Origin of the sequence: Rhodococcus sp. 14-2470-1a, from assembly GCF_002259425.1 — a bacterium.
GTDB classification, from domain to species: Bacteria; Actinomycetota; Actinomycetes; order Mycobacteriales; family Mycobacteriaceae; genus Rhodococcoides; species Rhodococcoides fascians_E.
Genome location: NZ_NPFZ01000033.1, coordinates 250,297 through 269,066 on the forward strand (window position 1 = coordinate 250,297; position 18,770 = coordinate 269,066).

21 protein-coding genes and 6 tRNA genes are annotated in these 18,770 nt (G+C 65.4%); 10 read left to right on the plus strand and 17 right to left on the minus strand.

Translation table 11 applies throughout. The features are described from left to right. Position 1: 1 nt before the first annotated feature. From secD to CH292_RS23310, 8 genes are all read right to left on the minus strand, one after another. A complete protein-coding gene (gene secD, locus CH292_RS23275) occupies positions 2–1,759 on the minus strand; it encodes a protein translocase subunit SecD (RefSeq protein WP_026347585.1) in 1,758 nt (585 codons plus the stop codon). Positions 1,760–1,902: 143 nt separating this feature from the next. Continuing rightward, positions 1,903–2,319, minus strand: a complete 417-nt coding sequence (gene yajC / locus CH292_RS23280; protein WP_019663991.1) for a preprotein translocase subunit YajC — start codon at positions 2,317–2,319, stop codon at positions 1,903–1,905. 150 nt (positions 2,320–2,469) lie between these two features. After that, positions 2,470–3,546, minus strand: coding sequence for a Holliday junction branch migration DNA helicase RuvB (gene ruvB, locus CH292_RS23285; protein ID WP_020110147.1), 1,077 nt, complete (start codon positions 3,544–3,546; stop codon positions 2,470–2,472). After that, complete coding sequence (ruvA, locus tag CH292_RS23290) at positions 3,543–4,151, minus strand: Holliday junction branch migration protein RuvA (RefSeq protein WP_019663993.1); 609 nt, start codon at positions 4,149–4,151, stop codon at positions 3,543–3,545. The genes ruvB and ruvA overlap by 4 nt, the downstream gene beginning before the upstream one ends. Continuing rightward, positions 4,148–4,777 carry a crossover junction endodeoxyribonuclease RuvC gene (gene ruvC / locus CH292_RS23295; protein ID WP_019663994.1) on the minus strand — a complete coding sequence of 210 codons (630 nt, stop codon included), beginning with the start codon at positions 4,775–4,777 and terminating at the stop codon, positions 4,148–4,150. The genes ruvA and ruvC overlap by 4 nt, the downstream gene beginning before the upstream one ends. Positions 4,778–4,869: 92 nt before the next feature. Then, positions 4,870–5,625, minus strand: coding sequence for a YebC/PmpR family DNA-binding transcriptional regulator (locus CH292_RS23300; protein WP_019663995.1), 756 nt, complete (start codon positions 5,623–5,625; stop codon positions 4,870–4,872). A 101-nt stretch (positions 5,626–5,726) separates the two neighbouring features. Then, positions 5,727–6,329 carry a pyridoxal 5'-phosphate synthase glutaminase subunit PdxT gene (gene pdxT / locus CH292_RS23305; protein ID WP_020110149.1) on the minus strand — a complete coding sequence of 201 codons (603 nt, stop codon included), beginning with the start codon at positions 6,327–6,329 and terminating at the stop codon, positions 5,727–5,729. Then, positions 6,326–7,177 carry an acyl-CoA thioesterase II gene (locus CH292_RS23310; protein WP_019663997.1) on the minus strand — a complete coding sequence of 284 codons (852 nt, stop codon included), beginning with the start codon at positions 7,175–7,177 and terminating at the stop codon, positions 6,326–6,328. Before CH292_RS23310 ends, pdxT begins: the two co-directional genes overlap by 4 nt. A 121-nt stretch (positions 7,178–7,298) precedes the next feature. Between CH292_RS23310 and CH292_RS23315 the strand changes: the two genes are divergently transcribed. Next, the gene (locus CH292_RS23315) at positions 7,299–7,865 is read left to right on the plus strand and encodes a hypothetical protein (RefSeq protein WP_020110150.1); all 567 of its coding nucleotides are present in this window, start codon (positions 7,299–7,301) and stop codon (positions 7,863–7,865) included. 4 nt (positions 7,866–7,869) lie between these two features. Here the strand turns inward: CH292_RS23315 and pdxS are convergent, their stop codons facing one another. From pdxS to CH292_RS23360, 9 genes are all read right to left on the minus strand, one after another. Continuing rightward, positions 7,870–8,817 carry a pyridoxal 5'-phosphate synthase lyase subunit PdxS gene (pdxS, locus tag CH292_RS23320; RefSeq protein ID WP_019663999.1) on the minus strand — a complete coding sequence of 316 codons (948 nt, stop codon included), beginning with the start codon at positions 8,815–8,817 and terminating at the stop codon, positions 7,870–7,872. 118 nt (positions 8,818–8,935) lie between these two features. Next, on the minus strand, positions 8,936–9,961 hold the full coding sequence (locus tag CH292_RS23325) for an NUDIX hydrolase (protein ID WP_019664000.1): 1,026 nt from the start codon (positions 9,959–9,961) through the stop codon (positions 8,936–8,938). Next, positions 9,961–11,085, minus strand: a complete 1,125-nt coding sequence (locus CH292_RS23330) for a glycosyltransferase family 4 protein (protein WP_019664001.1) — start codon at positions 11,083–11,085, stop codon at positions 9,961–9,963. Before CH292_RS23330 ends, CH292_RS23325 begins: the two co-directional genes overlap by 1 nt. Next, the gene (locus CH292_RS23335) at positions 11,082–11,987 is read right to left on the minus strand and encodes a phosphatidylinositol mannoside acyltransferase (RefSeq protein ID WP_094655836.1); all 906 of its coding nucleotides are present in this window, start codon (positions 11,985–11,987) and stop codon (positions 11,082–11,084) included. Before CH292_RS23335 ends, CH292_RS23330 begins: the two co-directional genes overlap by 4 nt. Then, the gene (gene pgsA / locus CH292_RS23340; protein ID WP_019664003.1) at positions 11,984–12,670 is read right to left on the minus strand and encodes a phosphatidylinositol phosphate synthase; all 687 of its coding nucleotides are present in this window, start codon (positions 12,668–12,670) and stop codon (positions 11,984–11,986) included. The genes CH292_RS23335 and pgsA overlap by 4 nt, the downstream gene beginning before the upstream one ends. A gap of 25 nt (positions 12,671–12,695) precedes the next feature. Beyond that, positions 12,696–13,238 (minus strand): HIT domain-containing protein, encoded by a 543-nt coding sequence (locus CH292_RS23345; protein WP_019664004.1) that lies wholly within the window; start codon positions 13,236–13,238, stop codon positions 12,696–12,698. Positions 13,239–13,240: 2 nt separating this feature from the next. Continuing rightward, positions 13,241–15,295 (minus strand): threonine--tRNA ligase, encoded by a 2,055-nt coding sequence (gene thrS, locus CH292_RS23350; RefSeq protein WP_094655884.1) that lies wholly within the window; start codon positions 15,293–15,295, stop codon positions 13,241–13,243. Between the two features lie 134 nt (positions 15,296–15,429). Then, positions 15,430–15,822: a TIGR02611 family protein gene (locus tag CH292_RS23355; protein ID WP_179278059.1), complete on the minus strand. Its 393-nt coding sequence runs from the start codon at positions 15,820–15,822 to the stop codon at positions 15,430–15,432. 140 nt (positions 15,823–15,962) lie between these two features. Then, positions 15,963–16,034, minus strand: a tRNA-Val gene (locus CH292_RS23360). 253 nt (positions 16,035–16,287) lie between these two features. On the opposite strand from CH292_RS23360, the gene CH292_RS23365 reads away from it, so the two are divergent. The 9 genes from CH292_RS23365 (at position 16,288) to CH292_RS23405 (ending at position 18,768) form a co-directional block, all read left to right on the plus strand. Next, positions 16,288–16,359: transfer RNA gene (locus CH292_RS23365), tRNA-Gly, on the plus strand. Between the two features lie 84 nt (positions 16,360–16,443). After that, positions 16,444–16,514, plus strand: a tRNA-Cys gene (locus CH292_RS23370). A gap of 40 nt (positions 16,515–16,554) precedes the next feature. Next, positions 16,555–16,629 (plus strand) — tRNA-Val (locus CH292_RS23375). Between the two features lie 109 nt (positions 16,630–16,738). Then, positions 16,739–16,810 (plus strand) — tRNA-Gly (locus CH292_RS23380). Between the two features lie 16 nt (positions 16,811–16,826). Then, positions 16,827–16,901: transfer RNA gene (locus CH292_RS23385), tRNA-Val, on the plus strand. Positions 16,902–17,024: 123 nt separating this feature from the next. After that, the gene (locus CH292_RS23390) at positions 17,025–17,261 is read left to right on the plus strand and encodes a hypothetical protein (RefSeq protein ID WP_094628128.1); all 237 of its coding nucleotides are present in this window, start codon (positions 17,025–17,027) and stop codon (positions 17,259–17,261) included. After that, a complete protein-coding gene (locus CH292_RS23395; RefSeq protein WP_094655838.1) occupies positions 17,254–17,913 on the plus strand; it encodes an alpha/beta family hydrolase in 660 nt (219 codons plus the stop codon). The genes CH292_RS23390 and CH292_RS23395 overlap by 8 nt, the downstream gene beginning before the upstream one ends. Positions 17,914–17,968: 55 nt before the next feature. Then, entirely contained in the window at positions 17,969–18,241 is a 273-nt protein-coding gene (locus tag CH292_RS23400) for a hypothetical protein (RefSeq protein WP_019664009.1), read from the plus strand. Next, entirely contained in the window at positions 18,238–18,768 is a 531-nt protein-coding gene (locus CH292_RS23405) for a GNAT family N-acetyltransferase (RefSeq protein WP_094655839.1), read from the plus strand. Before CH292_RS23400 ends, CH292_RS23405 begins: the two co-directional genes overlap by 4 nt. The last annotated feature ends 2 nt before the right edge of the window (positions 18,769–18,770 follow it).

Consider the following 18,770-nt stretch of genomic DNA (forward strand, 5'->3'; position numbering starts at 1 on the left):
CTCAGGCCCCCTTCGTCGCAGCATCGGATGCGGATTTGCTTGCCATGGCACGTGCGGCGGCGCGCTTGCGTTCCTGCGCGATCTGCGCGACGGCGCCGAGCCCGTTCACGCCGGGCTTGGACCAGAACTTGGACTTCGACGCGAGGTAGACCAGCGGCCAGGTGACCAGGACGACCACCATGACGTCGAGGATCGTGGTGAGGCCGAGCGTGAACGCGAAGCCCTGCACCTGACCGACGGCCAGGGCGTAGAGCACCGCGGCGGCGATGAAGCTCACGGCGTTACCGGACAGAATCGTCTTGCGTGCACGCGTCCAACCTCGCGGAACGGCGGATCGGAAGCTTCTGCCTTCCCTGATCTCGTCCTTGATGCGCTCGAAGAACACGACGAACGAGTCGGCCGTCATGCCGATGCCGATGATCAGACCGGCGATGCCGGCAAGGTCGAGGGTGAAGTTGATCCATCTGCCGAGCAGAACGAGAATTCCGTACACCATCGCACCCGCGAGCACCAGCGACAGTGCGGTGAGAAATCCGAGCGCACGGTAGTACACGAGGCAGTAGACCAACACGAGCGCGAGGCCGATCGCTCCGGCGAGCAGACCCGCTTCGAGCGAAGCCAGCCCCAGCGTCGCGGACACGGTCTCGGCTTCCGACGACGCGAAGGACAGCGGAAGCGATCCGTACTTCAAGGTGTTCGCGAGGTCCGATGCACCTTGGGCGGTGAACTGTCCGGTGATGGACGTTGCGCTACCGGCTGGCGTCGCGCCCTGGATCACCGGCGCGCTGACGACCTTGGAGTCGAGCGTGAACGCAGCCTGGCTGCCGATGTTGGCTCCGGTGAACTGCGCCCACGTGTTGCTGCCTTCGGAATCGAAGCTCAGGCTGACCTCGTGACGCGACTGCTGGGAGTTGAATCCGGAGGTCGCATCGGAGATCTGCTGACCGTCGATGATGCTCGGCCCGAGGACGTACACGGCGGCACCGTCGGTGGAGCATGCGACCAACGGCAAGGCCGGGTCGTCGTTGCCCTGCAACGGGTCGGGAGCGTTGCAGTCGATCGTCGCGAGGGCAGCCTGCTGGACCTGAGGGTCCTCGCTCTGACGAAGCGCCTTCGCCTCGGCGATCTGGTCGGCGGCCTGCTCGGCCTCGGTGCCCGCGGGCTCGTCCGCAGCCGGGTCCTCCGCAGCAGGATCCTCGGCGGGGTCGGCGGGTGTGGGCGCGGGTGTCGGATCGACCGCGCTGGGATCCTGTGCCGGGAACGGGCGACCCTGAGGCACCGCATCTCCGGACGGCGCAGGAGTGTCGGCAGCGGGCGTCTCGGCGGGTGTTCCACCTGCCGGGGCCTGCTCGGTTCCTCCCGCGGGGGCGCCTGCCGCGGGCTGTGCAGCTTGAATCACCGGGCGGATGAACAGCCGCGCGGTCTGGCCGAGAGTGCGTGCCTGCGAGCTGTCGTCACCGGGAACGGTGATGACGAGGTTCTCGCCGTCGATGAGCACCTCCGAGCCCGCGACACCGAGACCGTCTACGCGAGTGGTGATGATCTGCTGTGCCTGGATCAGGCTCTCACGGCTCGGCGCGCTGCCGTCCGGCGTCCGCGCCGTCAACGTGACACGGGTACCGCCTTCGAGGTCGATACCGAGCTTGGGCTCGGGGGACTTGTCTCCGGTGAAGAAGACCAAGGCGTACACAACGGCCATCAGGACGCCGAACACGGCGAGATAGCGGGATGGATGCACCGATCCGCTTGAAGGTGCCACGGTGTGTGATTCTCCTCTTGGCGTTTGAGGGTGAGGTGACGAGAGGTGACTCGCGGGAGGTTCAGGGCATACCGGGCGCCTGGACCCTTGCACGCGAAACCGCTGCCGGACCGTGTCCGACAGCGGCTGAGATCATCGCGAAGTCACTCCTTGTCGAGGCGACGCGTGCTCTGTTCGACGGTGTCGTCGGCGGAGGGCTGCGACGACACGGTCTTGTCGAGCGACGGTCCTGCACCTTCCACACCGGACAGGTCGTCGGGTGCGGTGATCGCGTCGCCTGAACGATCGTCGAACTCGTCGTCGGTCTCCGGTGGGAGAACCTCACGGACGACTGCCCGGGACCAGGTGGTGATGATGCCGTCGGCGATCTCGAGGTCGACGGTGTCCTCTTCTACCAGCGCGACGCGGGCGTAGAGGCCTGCGGTCGTCACGACCTCGTCACCGACCTTCAGCGAGTCCTGCAATGCCTGGGTGTCGGCGAGGACCTTCTTCTGCTTGCGCACGTTGAGGAACATCGGTACGAGCAGCGCCACGATCAGCAGCGGAAATAGCAGTTCCATCTTCTACGTCAGTCCTAAGAGGTGTCGTTGTTCTTGTCGTGTCGGCGTCCGATAGCGAGCTCGTCGCGCGCATTCGGAGTGCCGTGCGTCGGGTCCAGTGTGCCATTACCTCACTGCCGACTTGTCCGGCTCCTGAGCTTTGCCGGGCAATTACTCGAATAATCCCTGCTGAGCTTCGTTCGTTCGCACGGAAATACCGCCGATGGCGAGGTCCGGTGGGGGCACGAGACCGAGATGCTGCCACGCTGCTGCCGTCGCCACCCGTCCACGGGGAGTCCGTGCAACCATGCCCGCGCGTACCAGAAACGGCTCACACACTTCTTCCACCGTCGACGGTTCCTCTCCGACGGCGACCGCGAGTGTCGACACGCCGACGGGCCCGCCTCCGAAGCTCCGGATCAACGCGCTGAGAACCGCTCGGTCCAGCCTGTCCAGACCCAACTGGTCGACGTCGTAGACGACGAGCGCTTCCTGCGCCGTCTGTTTGGTCACGGTGCCGTCCCCGCGCACCTCGGCGTAGTCGCGCACTCGGCGAAGCAGGCGGTTCGCGATACGTGGGGTACCGCGCGAGCGTCCGGCGATCTCGGCGCATCCTGCCGCGTCGATCGGCACGCCGAGGATGCCTGCCGAGCGCACGAGTATCCGCTGCAGTTCCTCGGGTTCGTAGAAGTCCATGTGCGCGACGAAGCCGAAGCGATCCCTCAGCGGTCCGGTGAGGGCGCCCGATCGGGTGGTGGCTCCGACCAAAGTGAACGGCGCGACTTCGAGAGGGATGGAGGTGGCGCCCGGCCCCTTGCCCACCACCACGTCGACACGGAAGTCCTCCATGGCGAGGTACAGCATCTCCTCGGCCGGGCGCGCGATTCGGTGGATCTCGTCGATGAACAGCACGTCGCCCTCGACGAGGTTGCTGAGCATGGCGGCGAGATCACCTGCCCGTTCGAGCGCGGGCCCCGACGTCAGTCGCAACGACGTACCCAGTTCCTGGGCGATGATCATCGCCATCGACGTCTTGCCGAGCCCGGGTGGGCCCGACATCAGGATGTGATCGGGTGTGCCGCCACGAAGCTTCGCACCGGTCAGGACGAGTTGGAGTTGCTCACGCACTCGCGGCTGACCGATGAAGTCCGTCAGCGATTTCGGGCGCAGACTGGTCTCGACGTCGACGTCGTCCGCGGTGACCTCCGCGGTCACCTGTGAGTCCTCGAGGTCGGCGTCGTCGGTCATCTCGTCTTACCCAGGTACGCGAGCGCGGAGCGTAGCGCAGCCGACGTCGACGCGTCGGGCTGAGCGGCCAGTACGGATGCTGTCGCGTCCTCGGCTTGTTTGACCGCGAATCCGAGTCCGGTGAGGGCTTCGACGATCTGATCGTGCACCGCGCCGCCGCTCGCGCCTGCGGTCGGCGTCGCGGACGCTCCCCCTCCGCCGACGATGGCGTCGACCTTGTCCCGCAGTTCGACGACCATCCGTTCGGCACCGCGTTTTCCGATCCCGGGTACACGCGTCAACGCAGTGACGTTGCCGTCCGCCAAGGCGGTCCGCAACGCCGCCGGATCGAGCACGGCGAGGGTGGCCATCGCGATACGAGGCCCGACACCGGACACCGTCAGCAACAGTACGAACAGGTCCCGTGACTCGGTGTCCGAGAACCCGTAGAGGGTCATCGAGTCCTCGCGGACGATCATGGTCGTCAGCAGTCTGGACTCGGATCCCCGAGTCAACGACGCGAGTGTCGAGGGTGTCGCGTTGACTCGATATCCGACCCCGGACGCTTCGAGGACTGCGTGGTCGAGCGCGATGTCCAGTACTTCCCCGCGGATGGATGCGATCATCCGACGCCCGCCTCTCCGACAGCCCGAGCCGCTACGGCTCGGGCGCTCTTCTTCGCCGCGGCTGCCCGTGCTTTACGCTCCTCGGCCAGCCGTACCTCGTACTTTCGCCGCTGTTCTTTGGCCATCGCCTCGGCCTTCGCCATCCTTGCGATCATCGGCGCGCGCCAGCAGTGACAGATACCCAGAGCGAGAGCATCGGCCGCGTCGGCGGGAGTCGGTGCGGTCTGCAGTCCGAGAATCCGCATGACCATGGCTGTGACCTGCGCTTTGTCCGCACTACCGTTGCCCGTGACCGCGGCTTTCACCTCGCTGGGAGTGTGAAAGCAGACGTCGATGCCTCGGCGGGCTGCGGCGAGCGCGATCACTCCCCCGGCTTGCGCCGTGCCCATCGCGGTGCGCACGTTGTGTTGCGCGAACACGCGCTCGACGGCGACGACGTCAGGCTTATGAGTATCGAGCCAATACTCCGCGGCCTCGGAGATTCGGAGCAAACGCTGCGCCAGATCCATGTCCGCCGGAGTGCGCACGACATCGACGTCCAATGCGATGACACTGCGCCCCGAACCGCCCTCGATCAAACTCAACCCGCACCGGGTCAAGCCTGGGTCGACGCCCATCACTCGCACGTGTTCACCTTCCGCTTACGAACTGTTGTTCGATAGCGTAGCGGAGGGCAGGCCGAGCGGGCGTGTGCGACACCCGACCGGCCGCCGACGGGTCAGTCCTCGTCGAGTTGCGCGAGAACCTCGTCCGACAGTTCGACGTTGGAGTAGACGTTCTGAACGTCGTCACTGTCCTCGAGCGCGTCGATCAACTTGAACACCTTGCGTGCACCGTCGACGTCGACGGGAACGCTCACCGACGCCTGGAAGCTGGCCTCGGCCGAATCGTAGTCGATCCCGGCCTCCTGCAGCGCCGTTCGGACTGCAACGAGATCGGTTGGCTCACTGACGATCTCGAAGGTGTCGCCGTTGTCGGTGACTTCCTCGGCACCGGCGTCGAGAACCGCCATCAGGACGTCGTCCTCGGACTGACCGTTCTTCTCCAACGTCACCAGACCCTTGCGCGAGAACAGGTACGACACCGATCCCGGGTCCGCCATGTTGCCGCCGTTGCGGGTCATCGCCACCCGAACCTCGCCCGCGGCGCGGTTGCGGTTGTCGGTGAGGCACTCGATGAGCACCGCCACACCGTTGGGTCCGTAGCCCTCGTACATGATGGTCTGCCAGTCGGCGCCGCCGGCTTCCTCGCCCGCGCCGCGCTTGCGCGCACGCTCGATGTTGTCGTTGGGAACCGACGTCTTCTTCGCCTTCTGGATGGCGTCGAACAGCGTCGGATTACCTGTGGGATCGCCACCACCGGTGCGGGCCGCCACCTCGATGTTCTTGATGAGTTTGGCGAACGACTTGCCACGCTTGGCGTCGATCACCGCCTTCTTGTGCTTGGTGGTGGCCCATTTGGAGTGGCCGCTCATGCGATGGAGCCCCTTTCGTACTTACAACAAGTGTTCGTAGTTTACGCGTGCTCGACCGGCACCGACTCCATACACGTCCGCAAACGTGCGAACGTCGCCGCTCAGACCCCACGCACGAGGTCGACGAAGAGTCCGTGTACGCGACGGTCACCGGTGACCTCGGGATGAAAGCTGGTGGCCATGACGGGCCCCTGGCGCACCGCGACGACGCGACCCGCGGCGGGACCGTCGGGAACGGTGGCGAGGACCTCCACGCCGTCGCCGACGCGTTCCACCCACGGCGCTCGGATGAACACCGCGCGCAGGGGGTCGCCGTCGATTCCAGCGAACTCGAGATCGGTTTCGAAGGAGTCGACCTGACGACCGAAGGCATTGCGCCGCACGGTGATGTCGAGGGCGTCGAGATGCTGGGCGTCCTCTCTGGTATCGAGAACTTCACTCGCCAACATGATCATTCCCGCACACGATCCGTAAGCGGGTAGTCCGTCACGCAGCCGGGCACGCAGCGGTTCGAGCAGTTCGAAGACCGTCAGAAGCCTGCTCATCGTCGTCGATTCGCCGCCGGGAACGACGAGTCCGTCGACGCCGTCCAACTCCGCGGGCCGGCGTACCGCGACTGCCTCGGCGCCGCTCGAGCTCAGCGCAGCGAGGTGTTCTCGGACGTCGCCCTGCAACGCGAGTACACCGATGCGAGGCCCGGTCACCTGGGCTTGAACGGATCGGTGGCCGATTTCGTTCGATCCCGCTCGAAGCGCATCAGACCTTCCTGCACTACGGCGGCGACCATGCGACCCTGCCGGTCGAAAATTCGGCCCTGTGCCAGCGCACGCCCGAAGTCCGCGGACGGCGACGTCTGGTCGTACAGCAGCCATTCGTCGGCGCGGAACGGGCGCAGGAACCACAACGCGTGATCGAGTGACGCCGTCTGAGTCGCCACGCCCGGGTGTGGGACCTTCGCCGAGCCGATCAGGGTCATGTCGGACATGTACGCGAGCGCGCAGACGTGGAACACCTGATTGTCCGGCAACCGATCGCGGTAACGAAACCACACTCGCTGCTGGGCGGCGAGGCTCGGGTATTTCTCGGTCTGCTCATCGGGGACCTTGCGGATGTCCCATTCCTTCCACTCCTCGTAGAACGAATTGTCGAACTCCGGAAGGGTGCGCGGGTCCGGCAAGGTCTCCGGATCGACGACGCGGGGCATCGTGTCCTGGTGCGAGATGCCGTCGTCGTCGACGTGGAACGACGCGGACATGGTGAAGATCGCCTTGCCGTCCTGAATTCCGGTGACACGGCGCGTACAGAAGGACCTGCCGTCACGGATGCGCTCGACCATGTAGACGGTCGGCTCCGTGGGGTTGCCCGGCCGGATGAAGTAACCGTGCAACGAGTGCACGCGGTAGTCGTCGGCGACTGTGTTGACGGCCGACACCAGAGCCTGCCCGGCGACCTGCCCGCCGAACGTCCGCTGCAACATGCTCGGGAAGGTTCGACCACGGAAGATGTCGTTCTCGATACGTTCCAATTCGAGAATGTCCTCGATACTGGCCATTGTTCACCTCTCGTCGCTGCTGGTGAAGGCTAACAAGCGCGGAAACAGGCAAGATGAACCGGTGCCGAACCGAGACCTGCCGACGCCTGTGCCGATTTTCCCGGAACTACTCGCCCGGGCAGTGGCCGATCGAATTCCCCACGGCCGCCGCGCAATCGGTGTGATCGACGGCGTCGACGCTGCTGGTCCGGTCGATTTCGCCGGGACGGTCCGTGACCTCGTGGGCGCGTCCGGACGGCGTTGTGACGTGATCGATCTCCACGATTACGTGCGGCCCGCCTCACTGCGATTCGAGTACTCTCGGACCGACGAGTTGACCTATCGGACAGCCTGGTTCGACTTCGCCGCGGTGGAGCGTGAGGTCGTTGCCCCGATGCGTCCCGGAGGCCGAGGAACGTTCCTACCCCGGCTCTGGGACGAGGTGGCCGATCGGTCCGCGAGGGCGAGCCTCGTCGACGCGGCTCCCGACCATGTTCTGCTGATCGCCGGTCCGACGGCCCTCGGACGCATTCCCGATGCAGCGGTGACGGTGCACCTGAAGATCAGCGAAGCCACCATGCGGCGCCGGACCCCCGAGGCCGACGCATGGACGGTTGCACCGCTGCTCGAGTTCTACGACGAGGCACCGACTGCGGACGTCGTGGTCCGCTGGGATCACCCGGACCGGCCCGCGATACTCCAGGCCTGAGACGTCACCAGCCGCGTTCGGCCAAACGGTGAGCAACCGGAAGATCGTCGACGTTGATGCCCACCATGGCCTCACCCAGGCCACGCGAGACCTTGGCGAGGACGTCGGGGTCGTCGTGGAAGGTCGTCGCCTTGACGATCGCCTCGGCACGCTCCTTCGGGTTGCCGGACTTGAAGATTCCGGATCCGACGAAGACGCCCTCCGCACCGAGTTGCATCATCATCGCAGCGTCAGCCGGCGTAGCGATGCCGCCGGCCGTGAACAGGGTCACGGGCAGCTTGCCCGCACGTGCGACCTCCACGACCAGGTCGTGGGGAGCCTGAAGTTCCTTTGCCGCGACGTACAGCTCGTCTTCGGGCAGCGACGTGAGTCGGCGAATCTCGTCGCGGATCTTGCGCATGTGCGTGGTCGCGTTGGACACGTCGCCGGTACCCGCCTCGCCCTTGGACCTGATCATCGCTGCGCCTTCGGTGATCCGACGCAGCGCTTCGCCGAGATTGGTTGCGCCGCACACGAACGGGACGGTGAAGTTCCATTTGTCGATGTGGTTGGCGTAGTCCGCCGGGGTCAGCACCTCGGATTCGTCGACGTAGTCGACGCCGAGACTCTGGAGTATCTGCGCTTCGACGAAGTGGCCGATCCTCGCCTTCGCCATGACGGGGATGGACACCGCGGCGATGATGCTGTCGATCATGTCCGGATCGCTCATCCGCGACACACCACCCTGCGCGCGGATGTCCGCCGGAACACGTTCGAGCGCCATGACCGCCACGGCCCCTGCATCCTCGGCGATCTTGGCCTGATCGGCGGTGACCACGTCCATGATCACGCCGCCCTTGAGCATTTCGGCCATGCCGCGCTTGACGCGTGCTGTCCCCCGGCCGTTGTCTTCGACGTCTGATGCGGGAACGATGGGCGTACTCAAAGGACTCTCCTGCAGCTGAGGGAACACGGGACTACCTCGAAGCGAGGCGTGCCCGAGAGTAGACCGAACTGGCATTTGTTCCCATAGCCAGTCGAGAATTGCTGGACCCCTGACCGAGCGCTCCGTTCCGCCGTGTCCGTCGGCCTCAGCGGATAGCGCGTACGTCCGGTTCGGTTCTACGCGCAAGCACGATGTTGACCTCGTCGAGCAGTTCGGCGAGATCCTGCGGATACACCGTCTCGCCGATCGCCGCGAGTGACCTGATGTCGTCCTCGGTGCACCACTTGTGGCCCGTCACCGTTCGACGCTCGAAGTCGGTGAATCCCGAATGTTCGGGCTCGAACTCCTGAGTCCTCGACGCGAAGAACAGCTCCTCGGACCGCAGGAGCACTCCGTTGAACGGGAACGTGGCCACACGCCGCCACATCGGCCCCTTCAACTCGGTCGACGCCACGCCCAGACCCGTTTCCTCCCGGACCTCACGGACAGCGGCCTCGCGGAGGCTCTCGCCGGACTCGACGGCGCCGCCGATGGTGAACCAGAAATACACGTCGGGAACCGTCGGATCGTGGCCGCGCAGAAGAAGCACCCGGCCTCGTTCGTCGACGAGAACGACTCTCGCCGAGGTGCGCTGCACCGCTCGCCCCTCGGACCCGAAGGTGTCGGACGCCGACCGCTCGGCAATCTCGAAGTACGTCGGCAGGGGCGCAGTTCCGCCCAGGTGCAGTGCACGAACCGCCGCGGTCGTGCGCAGCGCCAACGTGTCTCGCACCGCATCGTTGTGGAACCTGCGCGCGATCAGCACCCGGGCTTCGGCGTCGGCGAGCTCGGCTACCAGTTGCGGGGGCAGATCGGCAGGATCGAGCGCCGCCAGCGCCACCGACACCGCGTTCTCGGCCGCCTCACGATGTGCGCGGTCGGCGCGTTCGGCGGCGTCGGCCAGCGCCGCCAATCGCCGACTGTCCTCCAGCTGGGCCCTGGTCGCCGACGCCACGGCTCTGGCCACCACGGCGCGGCGCGCCAGTGCGGAGTCGAGCGACTGCCACGACAGGTCCGAGCGGACGTGCAGCCGATCGAGGCGGTTGGCCGTCGCATAGGCCCACAGCCCGATCACCAGGACCAGTACCGCGACGAGACCGACGATCAGAATCGTCAACGCGGACAGTGTCATCAGCTCGCCGCCCGCACTTTCTGTCCCCCGACGGTCACGGTCTCGTAGACCCGCATGATCTGCTCGGCGACGACCGGCCAATCGTATTCCGCCACAGCCCGGGTCGCCGCCTGCACCACGCGGTCCCTGACATCGTCCGAGGACAGCACCGCGTCGACGGCATCGGCGAGGGCGACGTCGTCGTCGATCGGCACCAACAGGCCGGCGGTGCCGTCGCGAAGGACCCGCCGGAACGCGTCGAGCTCACTGGCCACCACAGCGGTACCCGACGCCATCGCCTCCACGAGCACGATCCCGAAGCTCTCGCCGCCGAGGTTGGGGGCGCAGTACACGTCGGCACTCCGCATCGCCGACGCCTTCTCCTCGTCGTCGACCTGCCCGAGGAACCGCAGATGCGACGCTGCCGCGCCCGCTTCCTTTCGTAGTTTGTCCTCGTCACCGCGTCCGACGACGAGTATCTCGACGTCGGGGTGTCGCTCGACGAGTGTCGGAAGCGCGCGCAGCAGCACCGCCATGCCTTTGCGTGGTTCGTCGAAGCGGCCGAGGAACAGTACGGTGCCGCCGGCTCGGGGATACCCGGGAAGCAGCGGTGCGCGTCGGAAGGCCGGTACGTCGACACCGTTGGGGATTTCGACGGCATCGCTGCCGAGTGCCTCGACCTGCCACCGGCGGGCGAGTTCGGATACCGCGATCCGTCCGCTGATCTTTTCGTGGTAGGGACGGAGAACACCCTGAAACGTACTGAGTACCAACGACTTCGTGGTGGAAGTGTGAAAGGTCGCCACTATCGGGCCGTCGGCGGCCTTGAGCGCCAGCATCGACAGGCTCGGGGCATTCGGTTCGTGAATGTGCAGGACGTCGAAGTCGTTCTCGGCGATCCACTTCCGAATGCGCGAGTAGGTGACCGGCCCGAACCGGAGCCTTGCCACCGAGCCGTTGTACGGAATGGCCAGGGCCTCACCCGCGGAGACGACGAAGTCGGGTAGTTCGGTGTCGTCGGACGCCGGTGCGAGGACGCTCACTCGGTGACCCCGTTCGATGAACACCTCGGCGAGCTGCTGCACGTGTGCCTGAACTCCACCCGGCACGTCGAAGGAGTACGGACAGACCATCCCGATCTTCACGTGCCCTCGATCCGTGCTCGCCGCGAATCGGACAGGTCGTCCATCCACAGAGGTTGGAGCATGTGCCAGTCGGCGGGATAGGTCGCGATGTTGTCGGCGAAGCGGTCGGCGAGCTGCTGCGTGGCGGTCTCGACTCCCCCGCCCACGTCGATGCGCGGTGAGATGGAGAAGCCCCAGGCATCGCCGTCGAAGTAGCAGTGCACGGGCAGCAAGTGCGCGCCTGTGTCGATCGCGAGGCGAGCCGGGCCCGCCGCCATTCGTGTCGGCTCCCCGAAGAACGTGACGGGCACACCGTGCCTGGCCAGATCGCGTTCGCTCAGCAGGCAGACGACTTTGTTCTCCCGCAGACGTTCCGACAGCGCCGCGAACGGCGGCACCTCCCCTCCGCTGAGCGGGAAGATCTCGAAACCGAGGCTTTCTCGGTAGGCCACGAACCGCTGGTAGAGCGATTCGGGTTTCAACCGTTCCGCGACGGTCGCGAAGGTGCCGTGAGTCCGTGCCAGCCACACACCGGCCATGTCCCAGTTTCCGCTGTGCGGCAGCGCGAGCACCGCGCCGCGACCGTCGGCGAGCGCAGCGTTCAGGTGTTCCTGGCCGTGGATGCTCGAATCGAGCGACGCCGCCAACTCATCGAGGTCCATCGACGGAAGGCGGAATGCCTCTCGCCAGTATCGGGCGTAGGAGCGCAACGACGCACGGATTAGCTCGTCGGGCACCTGGTCCGCTGTGGTGCCCAGCACGCGTGAGAGGTTTCGACGGAGTTGAGCCGGGCCGCCGCCCCGACGGGCCGCGACGTCCGCTCCGGCGTCGAACAGTCGGGTCGCCAGCCCGGCCGGAAGCGATCTCACCAGGCGCCAGCCCGCGGCGTACCCCGCGTCGCCGACGCGCTCGCCGAGAGTCACGGCGTATCGGTCTTCGCGTCGCCGTCGGTCGTGGCCGCAGGTTCCTTGCTGATGATGTCCCTGGCGCCCTCGGAGCGGCGCACGGCAAGCACTCGTTGGAACACCGTGACCACGCTGAGCACGGCGAGAACCCACATTGCCGGGTAGATGAGGCTGTCGAGCCAGGGAACGTCGTAGTGCCGACCGATTCCGGTCAGTCCTGCACCGACCAGAACGATGACCAGGCGGTCGGGCCGTTCGATCCATCCACCGTCCGCCGACAGACCGCTGGCTTCCGCGCGCGCCTTCGCGTAGGAGATGACCTGCGACGTCACGAGGCACACCAGAGTTGCGATCAGCAGCAGCTTGTCCTGCTCGCTGTACACCGCCCACCAGGCGAGGCCGGCGAAGATCGCGCCGTCCGCGACGCGGTCACAGGTCGCGTCGAGTACCGCTCCGTACTTCGTTCCGCCACCGCGTGCGCGCGCCATCGCACCGTCGAGCATGTCGAACAGCACGAACAGCGTGATCACCATCGTGCCCCAGAAGAGGTACCCGGCCGGGAACATCGTCACGGCGGCAGCCACCGTCACGACGGTGCCGATCAGCGTGACCGAATTGGGAGTCAGTCCGGTGGCGTTGAGCGCTCGACCGAGCGGTGCCGTCACCTTGGACATCGGAGTCCTACCGAGAATGCTCAGCACCGCGACCCCCCCTTTCGACGTATGTTCATTCGGCCCAGGCCGACGCCAGCAGAGCCCGCGTGTCACGCAGCAGCTGCGGCATGACCTTCGCTCCACCGACGACGGTGATGAAATTCGCGTCGCCGCCCCACCTGGGAACGATGTGCTGATGCAGATGCTCGGCCAACGATCCTCCGGCTGCCGCACCCAGGTTCAGTCCGACGTTGAAACCGTGCGGGTTGGACACGCGCTTGATGGTCCTGATGGCGTGCTGAGTGAACGACATGAGCTCGGCGCTCTCGGCGGGCGTCAGATCCTCCAACGCAGCGACGCGCCGGTACGGGACGACCATCGTGTGCCCGGGGTTGTACGGGTAGAGGTTGAGCACCGCGTACACCTGCTCGCCTCGCGCGACCACGAGCCCGTCCTCGTCGCTCATCTTCGGAATGTCCGAGAACGGTTCGCTGGACTTGCTGTTCTCACCGGGAGCTTCGGTGATGTAGGACATGCGGTGCGGCGTCCACAGACGTTGGAGTCGATCGGGGTCACCGAAACCGGTGTCGACGATCGCCGCGTCCTTGTCGGGCATGGTCAGCTCACTCCTGAGGTCTCGGCGACGAGGGTTGCGGTGGGAGATGCGTTGTTGCGCGAGCTGATCCAGTCCGCGATCAGCTCGACAGCTCGGTCGGTCGCGACTCCGTTGACCTGAGTGCCGTCGCGGAACCGGAAGCTGACCGCTCCGGCTTCCACGTCACGTTCGCCGGCGAGGAGCATGAACGGCACCTTCTGCGCGGTCTGGTTGAAGATCTTCTTCTGCATGCGGTCGTCCGACGCATCGACCTCTGCCCGGATTCCGCGCTTCTTCAGTTCGGCCACCACAGCGAACAGATGATCCTGATGCACCTCTGCCACCGGGATACCGACGACCTGCACTGGGGACAGCCACGCCGGGAACGCACCCGCGTAGTGCTCGGTGAGTACACCGAAGAACCGCTCGATCGAGCCGAACAGTGCTCGGTGAATCATCACCGGGCGTTCTTTGCTTCCCCCGGTAGCGGTGTACTCGAGCTCGAAGCGCTCGGGCAGGTTGAAGTCGAGCTGGATGGTGGACATCTGCCATGTCCTACCCAGTGCGTCCTTCGCCTGAACCGAGATCTTCGGGCCGTAGAACGCCGCGCCACCCGGATCGGGAACCAGATCGAGACCGGACGCGGCTGCCACCTCGGCGAGCGTGTTGGTCGCTTCCTCCCACACTTCGTCGCTGCCGACCGACTTGTCCGGGTTGCGAGTGGACAACTCCAGATAGAAGTCGTCGAGCCCGTAGTCCTTGAGCAGACCGAGAACGAATTCGAGCGTCGTGGTCAATTCGTCGCGCATCTGCGCACGAGTGCAGAAGATGTGGGCGTCGTCCTGGGTCAGACCTCGAACGCGGGTGAGTCCGTGGATTACTCCGGACTTCTCGTAGCGGTACACGGTTCCGAACTCGAACAACCGCAAGGGCAGTTCACGATACGAGCGCCCCCGCGAGCGGAAGATCAGGTTGTGCATCGGGCAGTTCATCGGCTTGAGGTAGTAATCCTGGCCGGGTTTGCGCACAGCACCGCTCTCGTCGAGCTCGGCGTCGAGATGCATGGCCGGGAACATCCCGTCGCGATACCAGTCCAGGTGGCCGGACACCTCGTACAGGTGCCCCTTGGTGATGTGCGGGGTGTTGACGAAGTCGTATCCCTCTTCGATGTGCCGCTGCCGGGAATAGTTCTCCAGCTCGTTTCTGATGATGCCGCCCTTGGGGTGGAACACCGGGAGCCCGGATCCCAGCTCGTCCGGGAAGCTGAAGAGGTCGAGCTCCGACCCGAGCTTGCGGTGGTCGCGGCGCTCCGCCTCGGCCAGCAGCTCCAGGTGGCGATCGAGAGCCTCGGAAGATTCCCACGCGGTTCCGTAGATGCGCTGCAAACCGGCGTTGTCCTGGTTGCCGCGCCAGTAGGCGGCGGAACTGCGGGTCAACTTGAACGCAGGGATGTACTTGGTGGTCGGTATATGGGGGCCGCGGCACAGGTCGCCCCAGATTCGGTCCCCCGTCCGCGGATTCAGATTGTCGTACGCGGTCAGCTCTCCGCCGCCGACCTCCATGATCTCGGGATCGTCGATGCCGGACTTGTCGTTGACCAGTTCCAGCTTGTACGGCTCGTTCGCCAGTTCCTCTCGGGCCTGATCGATCGAGTCGTAGACGCGACGCGAGAATCGCTGGCCGGCCTTCACGATCTGCTTCATCTTCTTCTCGAGCGCGGTCAGGTCCTCGGGAGTGAACGGCTGCGGGGCGTCGAAGTCGTAGTAGAAGCCGTCCTTGATGAACGGGCCGATGCCCAACTTCGCACCGGGAAACAGGTCCTGGACCGCCTGCGCCAGGACGTGCGCGGCGGAATGCCTGATGACACTGCGGCCGTCCTCGGTGTTCGCGGCCACCGGCTCGACCTCGGCATCGCCGTCGGGAGCCCAGGACAGATCGCGAAGCTTGCCGTCGGCGTCACGCACGACGACGATCGCGTCAGGTCCCTTGTTGGGCAAGCCCGTGTCCCGAAGTGCCGTTCCGGCAGTCGTTCCGGCCGGCACCATGATGCGGGCGGGCGAGACGGCGGTTACGGGCATGGTCACGGCGATGTACTCCTTGGTCGATCCTCGCAGGGAAGATCCCGGTGTAAGTGGATAGCGGCGGTCGGTGAGACCGAGGACAGCCTATCGGCTCTCGGGTGCACGTTCGCCGTCACATCGCGGACGCGTCGTCACAGTGGACTGGACAGCCAACTCCAGTCGAGACCGAACCACCCGCCGATGAGCGAGAACGTACCGAGCAACCACAACGTCACCAGCACGACGGCCGTGGTCAGCAGTACACCGAGCCCTTTGACGAACACGGACTGGTGCGAGAACCACTCCATGAATCGGTCGTAGTGCTTGCGCGCGAACTTCAGGAGCCGATGCGCCCACGTGAATTCCGACGCGAGAATGCCGAGGCCCGCGAAGACGATCAGCCACCCGGGACCCGGATACGGAATCGCCAGGATTCCGAGCCCCAGCACGATCAGCCCGACCACGGCGACCGTGATTCGGTACGCGAGATCGAGAGTGGGATTGGCTCTGATCTTGGCACGGAACTGGCGTCGTCGTTCCGACACCCGGTCGAATACGCCGTCGTCGTGCGCGGTTTCGGCGCGATCGTCTGCAGTCACCGCATCAGGTTACCGGCGCGTGAGACAACACAAGCCCCACGCTCGGTGCGTGGGGCTTGGTGCGGGGGCTCGTTGTTTGCTTCGAGTGGTCCCGGCTGGGATCGAACCAGCGACCTTCCGCGTGTGAAGCGGACGCTCTTCCACTGAGCCACGGGACCGTCATCGTCCGACCGCGATGTACGCCTCTCGAACGAGGCAGAACATTAACATGCGTACCGCGGGATACTCGAATCGCCCTGTTCGTCGAGCGTTCCGTACAGACTCTTCCCCGTGTCGGCGCTCGCCCCCGACCCGACAGTGACGCCACTCGAGCAACCGACAGCGGCACTGACAAGGCGATTTGTGAGTTCGCCAGAAGTTGGTCTAGTGTTTTCACCGCACCACGGAGACGGTAACGGTTCCGCGGGGCACGCGGATGTGGCGCAGTGGTAGCGCATCACCTTGCCAAGGTGAGGGTCGCGGGTTCGAATCCCGTCATCCGCTCGAGGCTGGAACAATCTCAGGGCCGAATCAGCGAGAGCTTGTGCCGATTCGGATCAAGGGCAATCGAGAGAACGCCTGGCCCATGGTGGAGTGGCCGAGTGGTGAGGCAACGGCCTGCAAAGCCGTGCACACGGGTTCGATTCCCGTCTCCACCTCGCAGTGTGTCGGAGGCAGCCGTCTTCGATGCAAGTACCTGCGCGATTAGCTCAGCGGGAGAGCGCTTCCCTGACACGGAAGAGGTCACTGGTTCAATCCCAGTATCGCGCACCACGCGAAGAACCCCGGTCTTGTGCCGGGGTTCTTTTCGTCCGACTGAATGTCGGTGGTTTCACCGCATCGCCCGCTGGATCCGTCCTCGGATGTAGCGTTCGATGCACATGCGGATGTGGCGCAGTGGTAGCGCATCACCTTGCCAAGGTGAGGGTCGCGGGTTCGAATCCCGTCATCCGCTCGTTCGATGTTCGCCTGCGCGATTAGCTCAGCGGGAGAGCGCTTCCCTGACACGGAAGAGGTCACTGGTTCAATCCCAGTATCGCGCACCATCCGAGAATGCCCTTCAGCCCCGTGCTGGAGGGCATTTGTGGTCTGGACCCGTGCAGGGGTGGTGATTCAGGTCATACACGTGCACTCTGGAGGGATATCCCCGACCGGAAGGAACCCCACCGATGGCCGACCGTACGAACGAGGCAGACAGTGGCGCCGAAGGTGTCACACCGACCACGGATCCGAGCACCGAGGAGAAGGCGAAGTCCGACGCGGCGGAGATCGATGCCCAGTACGAACCCGGCGCACGGCCGACAGTCACGCTGCCCGGAACGGACGGCATGGTGTCCGGGACGGCATTCGCAGACATGGTCGACGACAACGGCGGCCTGAAGGAGGACTCGACGCCGGATGTCTGAGGCGCCCACCGACACCCACGAAGTGCACGGTGTCGACGGAGTTCGTGGGTATCTTCATCGGCCCGACGGGCCGGAGGTGGCCGCACTCGCACTGACGCACGGGGCCGGCGGTGACTGCTCGGCCAAGTTCCTCGTCGACGTCGCCACCACATGGTCCGCGCACGGGGTGACGGTTCTGCGGTTCGATCTGGCGTTCCGGCAGGCGAAGCCGTCCGGCCCACCGCATCCGTCGAAGTCCGCGGCCGATCGAAACAGTGTGGTGCTCGCGGTCGAATATCTCGGCAGCCTCACCGCAGCGCCTCTCGTGGTGGGAGGACACTCCTATGGAGGCCGCCAGGCATCGATGACGGTGTCGGAGGGGCTCTCCGCCGTCGGTGCGCTGCTGTTGTCCTATCCATTGCATCCGCCGGGCAAACCCGACAAGGCACGTACCGCGCACCTACCCGGAATAGATATCCCCACCCTGTTCGTCTCGGGCACGAAGGATCCATTCGGCACACCCGACGAGCTGAGGCTGGCAATCGCATCGATCCCCGGGCCGACGGAGTTGCTCGAGATCGACGGTGCAGGCCACGACCTGTCCGCAGCCAAGCACCGCGTCGCCGAGCGATCGTTCGAGCACGCGTCACCCTTGTTCGGCACAGCCCGGTAATCGCGTCGGCGAGTCCCCGTGCGGTAGGAAACTGCTCGAATGTTCTACTTGTCTCATGCCCACCTGGGGATGGTTCGTCGTTGCACTCGTTCTGATCGACGCAGCGGTTCTCGCTGCGTGGCTGCTGGCTCGTAAACGTCCGGGCAAGCGCACGGACTCGACGAAACCCCCGGCGCCGCTCGCATCGACAGGGGTCCTGTGGGCCGACATCGAACCGACGCTTCGCACGCTCAAACACGAGGGAAACTCGCTCGCAGCGATCAAACTCCTGCGGTCCCGCACCGGGTTGCCGCTGCGCGAAGCCAAAGAGGCGGTGGACCGACTGTGACCGTGATCGTGGGCCGAGCCGGAATCTGGGAAGCCGAACAACTCGCCGACGTCGCCGCCGTGACGTTTCCGCTGGCCTGTCCACCCGGGTCGACCAAGGAGTCGATCGAAGCCTTCATCGGCGAGGTGCTCTCCCACGAACGGTTCGCCGACTACCTGGACGATCCGGATCGGACGATTCTCGCCGCGCGTGAAGACAACTCGATCGTCGGGTACGCCATGCTGATTCGCGGCGAGCCGGCCGACCCCTCGATCAGCGCCGTCCTGTCGACATCGCCGACGATGGAACTGTCCAAGATGTACGTCCTACCGGGTCATCACGGCAGCGAAGTGTCGGCGGCACTGATGGCGGCGACCGTGGCGTTGGCGTTCGACTTCGGCTGCGCTGGAATCTGGTTGGGCGTCAACCAGCAGAACGCGCGAGCTCAGCGCTACTACGCCAAGCACGGGTTCCACCGTGTGGGCACCAAGACGTTCACCGTCGGTGCCGAGGTACACGATGATTTCGTGTTCGAACGAGTCCTCTGACG

Bases quoted from the DNA above. Each gene is read 5' to 3' on its own strand.
- yajC (WP_019663991.1), bottom strand. From the start codon at position 2,319: ATGGAACTGCTATTTCCGCTGCTGATCGTGGCGCTGCTCGTACCGATG.
- ruvB (WP_020110147.1), bottom strand. From the start codon at position 3,546: ATGACCGACGACGCCGACCTCGAGGACTCACAGGTGACCGCGGAGGTC.
- ruvA (WP_019663993.1), bottom strand. From the start codon at position 4,151: ATGATCGCATCCATCCGCGGGGAAGTACTGGACATCGCGCTCGACCAC.
- CH292_RS23300 (WP_019663995.1), bottom strand. From the start codon at position 5,625: ATGAGCGGCCACTCCAAATGGGCCACCACCAAGCACAAGAAGGCGGTG.
- CH292_RS23310 (WP_019663997.1), bottom strand. From the start codon at position 7,177: ATGGCCAGTATCGAGGACATTCTCGAATTGGAACGTATCGAGAACGAC.
- CH292_RS23325 (WP_019664000.1), bottom strand. From the start codon at position 9,961: ATGACACTGTCCGCGTTGACGATTCTGATCGTCGGTCTCGTCGCGGTA.
- CH292_RS23345 (WP_019664004.1), bottom strand. From the start codon at position 13,238: ATGCCCGACAAGGACGCGGCGATCGTCGACACCGGTTTCGGTGACCCC.
- thrS (WP_094655884.1), bottom strand. From the start codon at position 15,295: ATGCCCGTAACCGCCGTCTCGCCCGCCCGCATCATGGTGCCGGCCGGA.
- CH292_RS23390 (WP_094628128.1), top strand. From the start codon at position 17,025: ATGGCCGACCGTACGAACGAGGCAGACAGTGGCGCCGAAGGTGTCACA.
- CH292_RS23395 (WP_094655838.1), top strand. From the start codon at position 17,254: ATGTCTGAGGCGCCCACCGACACCCACGAAGTGCACGGTGTCGACGGA.
- CH292_RS23400 (WP_019664009.1), top strand. From the start codon at position 17,969: ATGCCCACCTGGGGATGGTTCGTCGTTGCACTCGTTCTGATCGACGCA.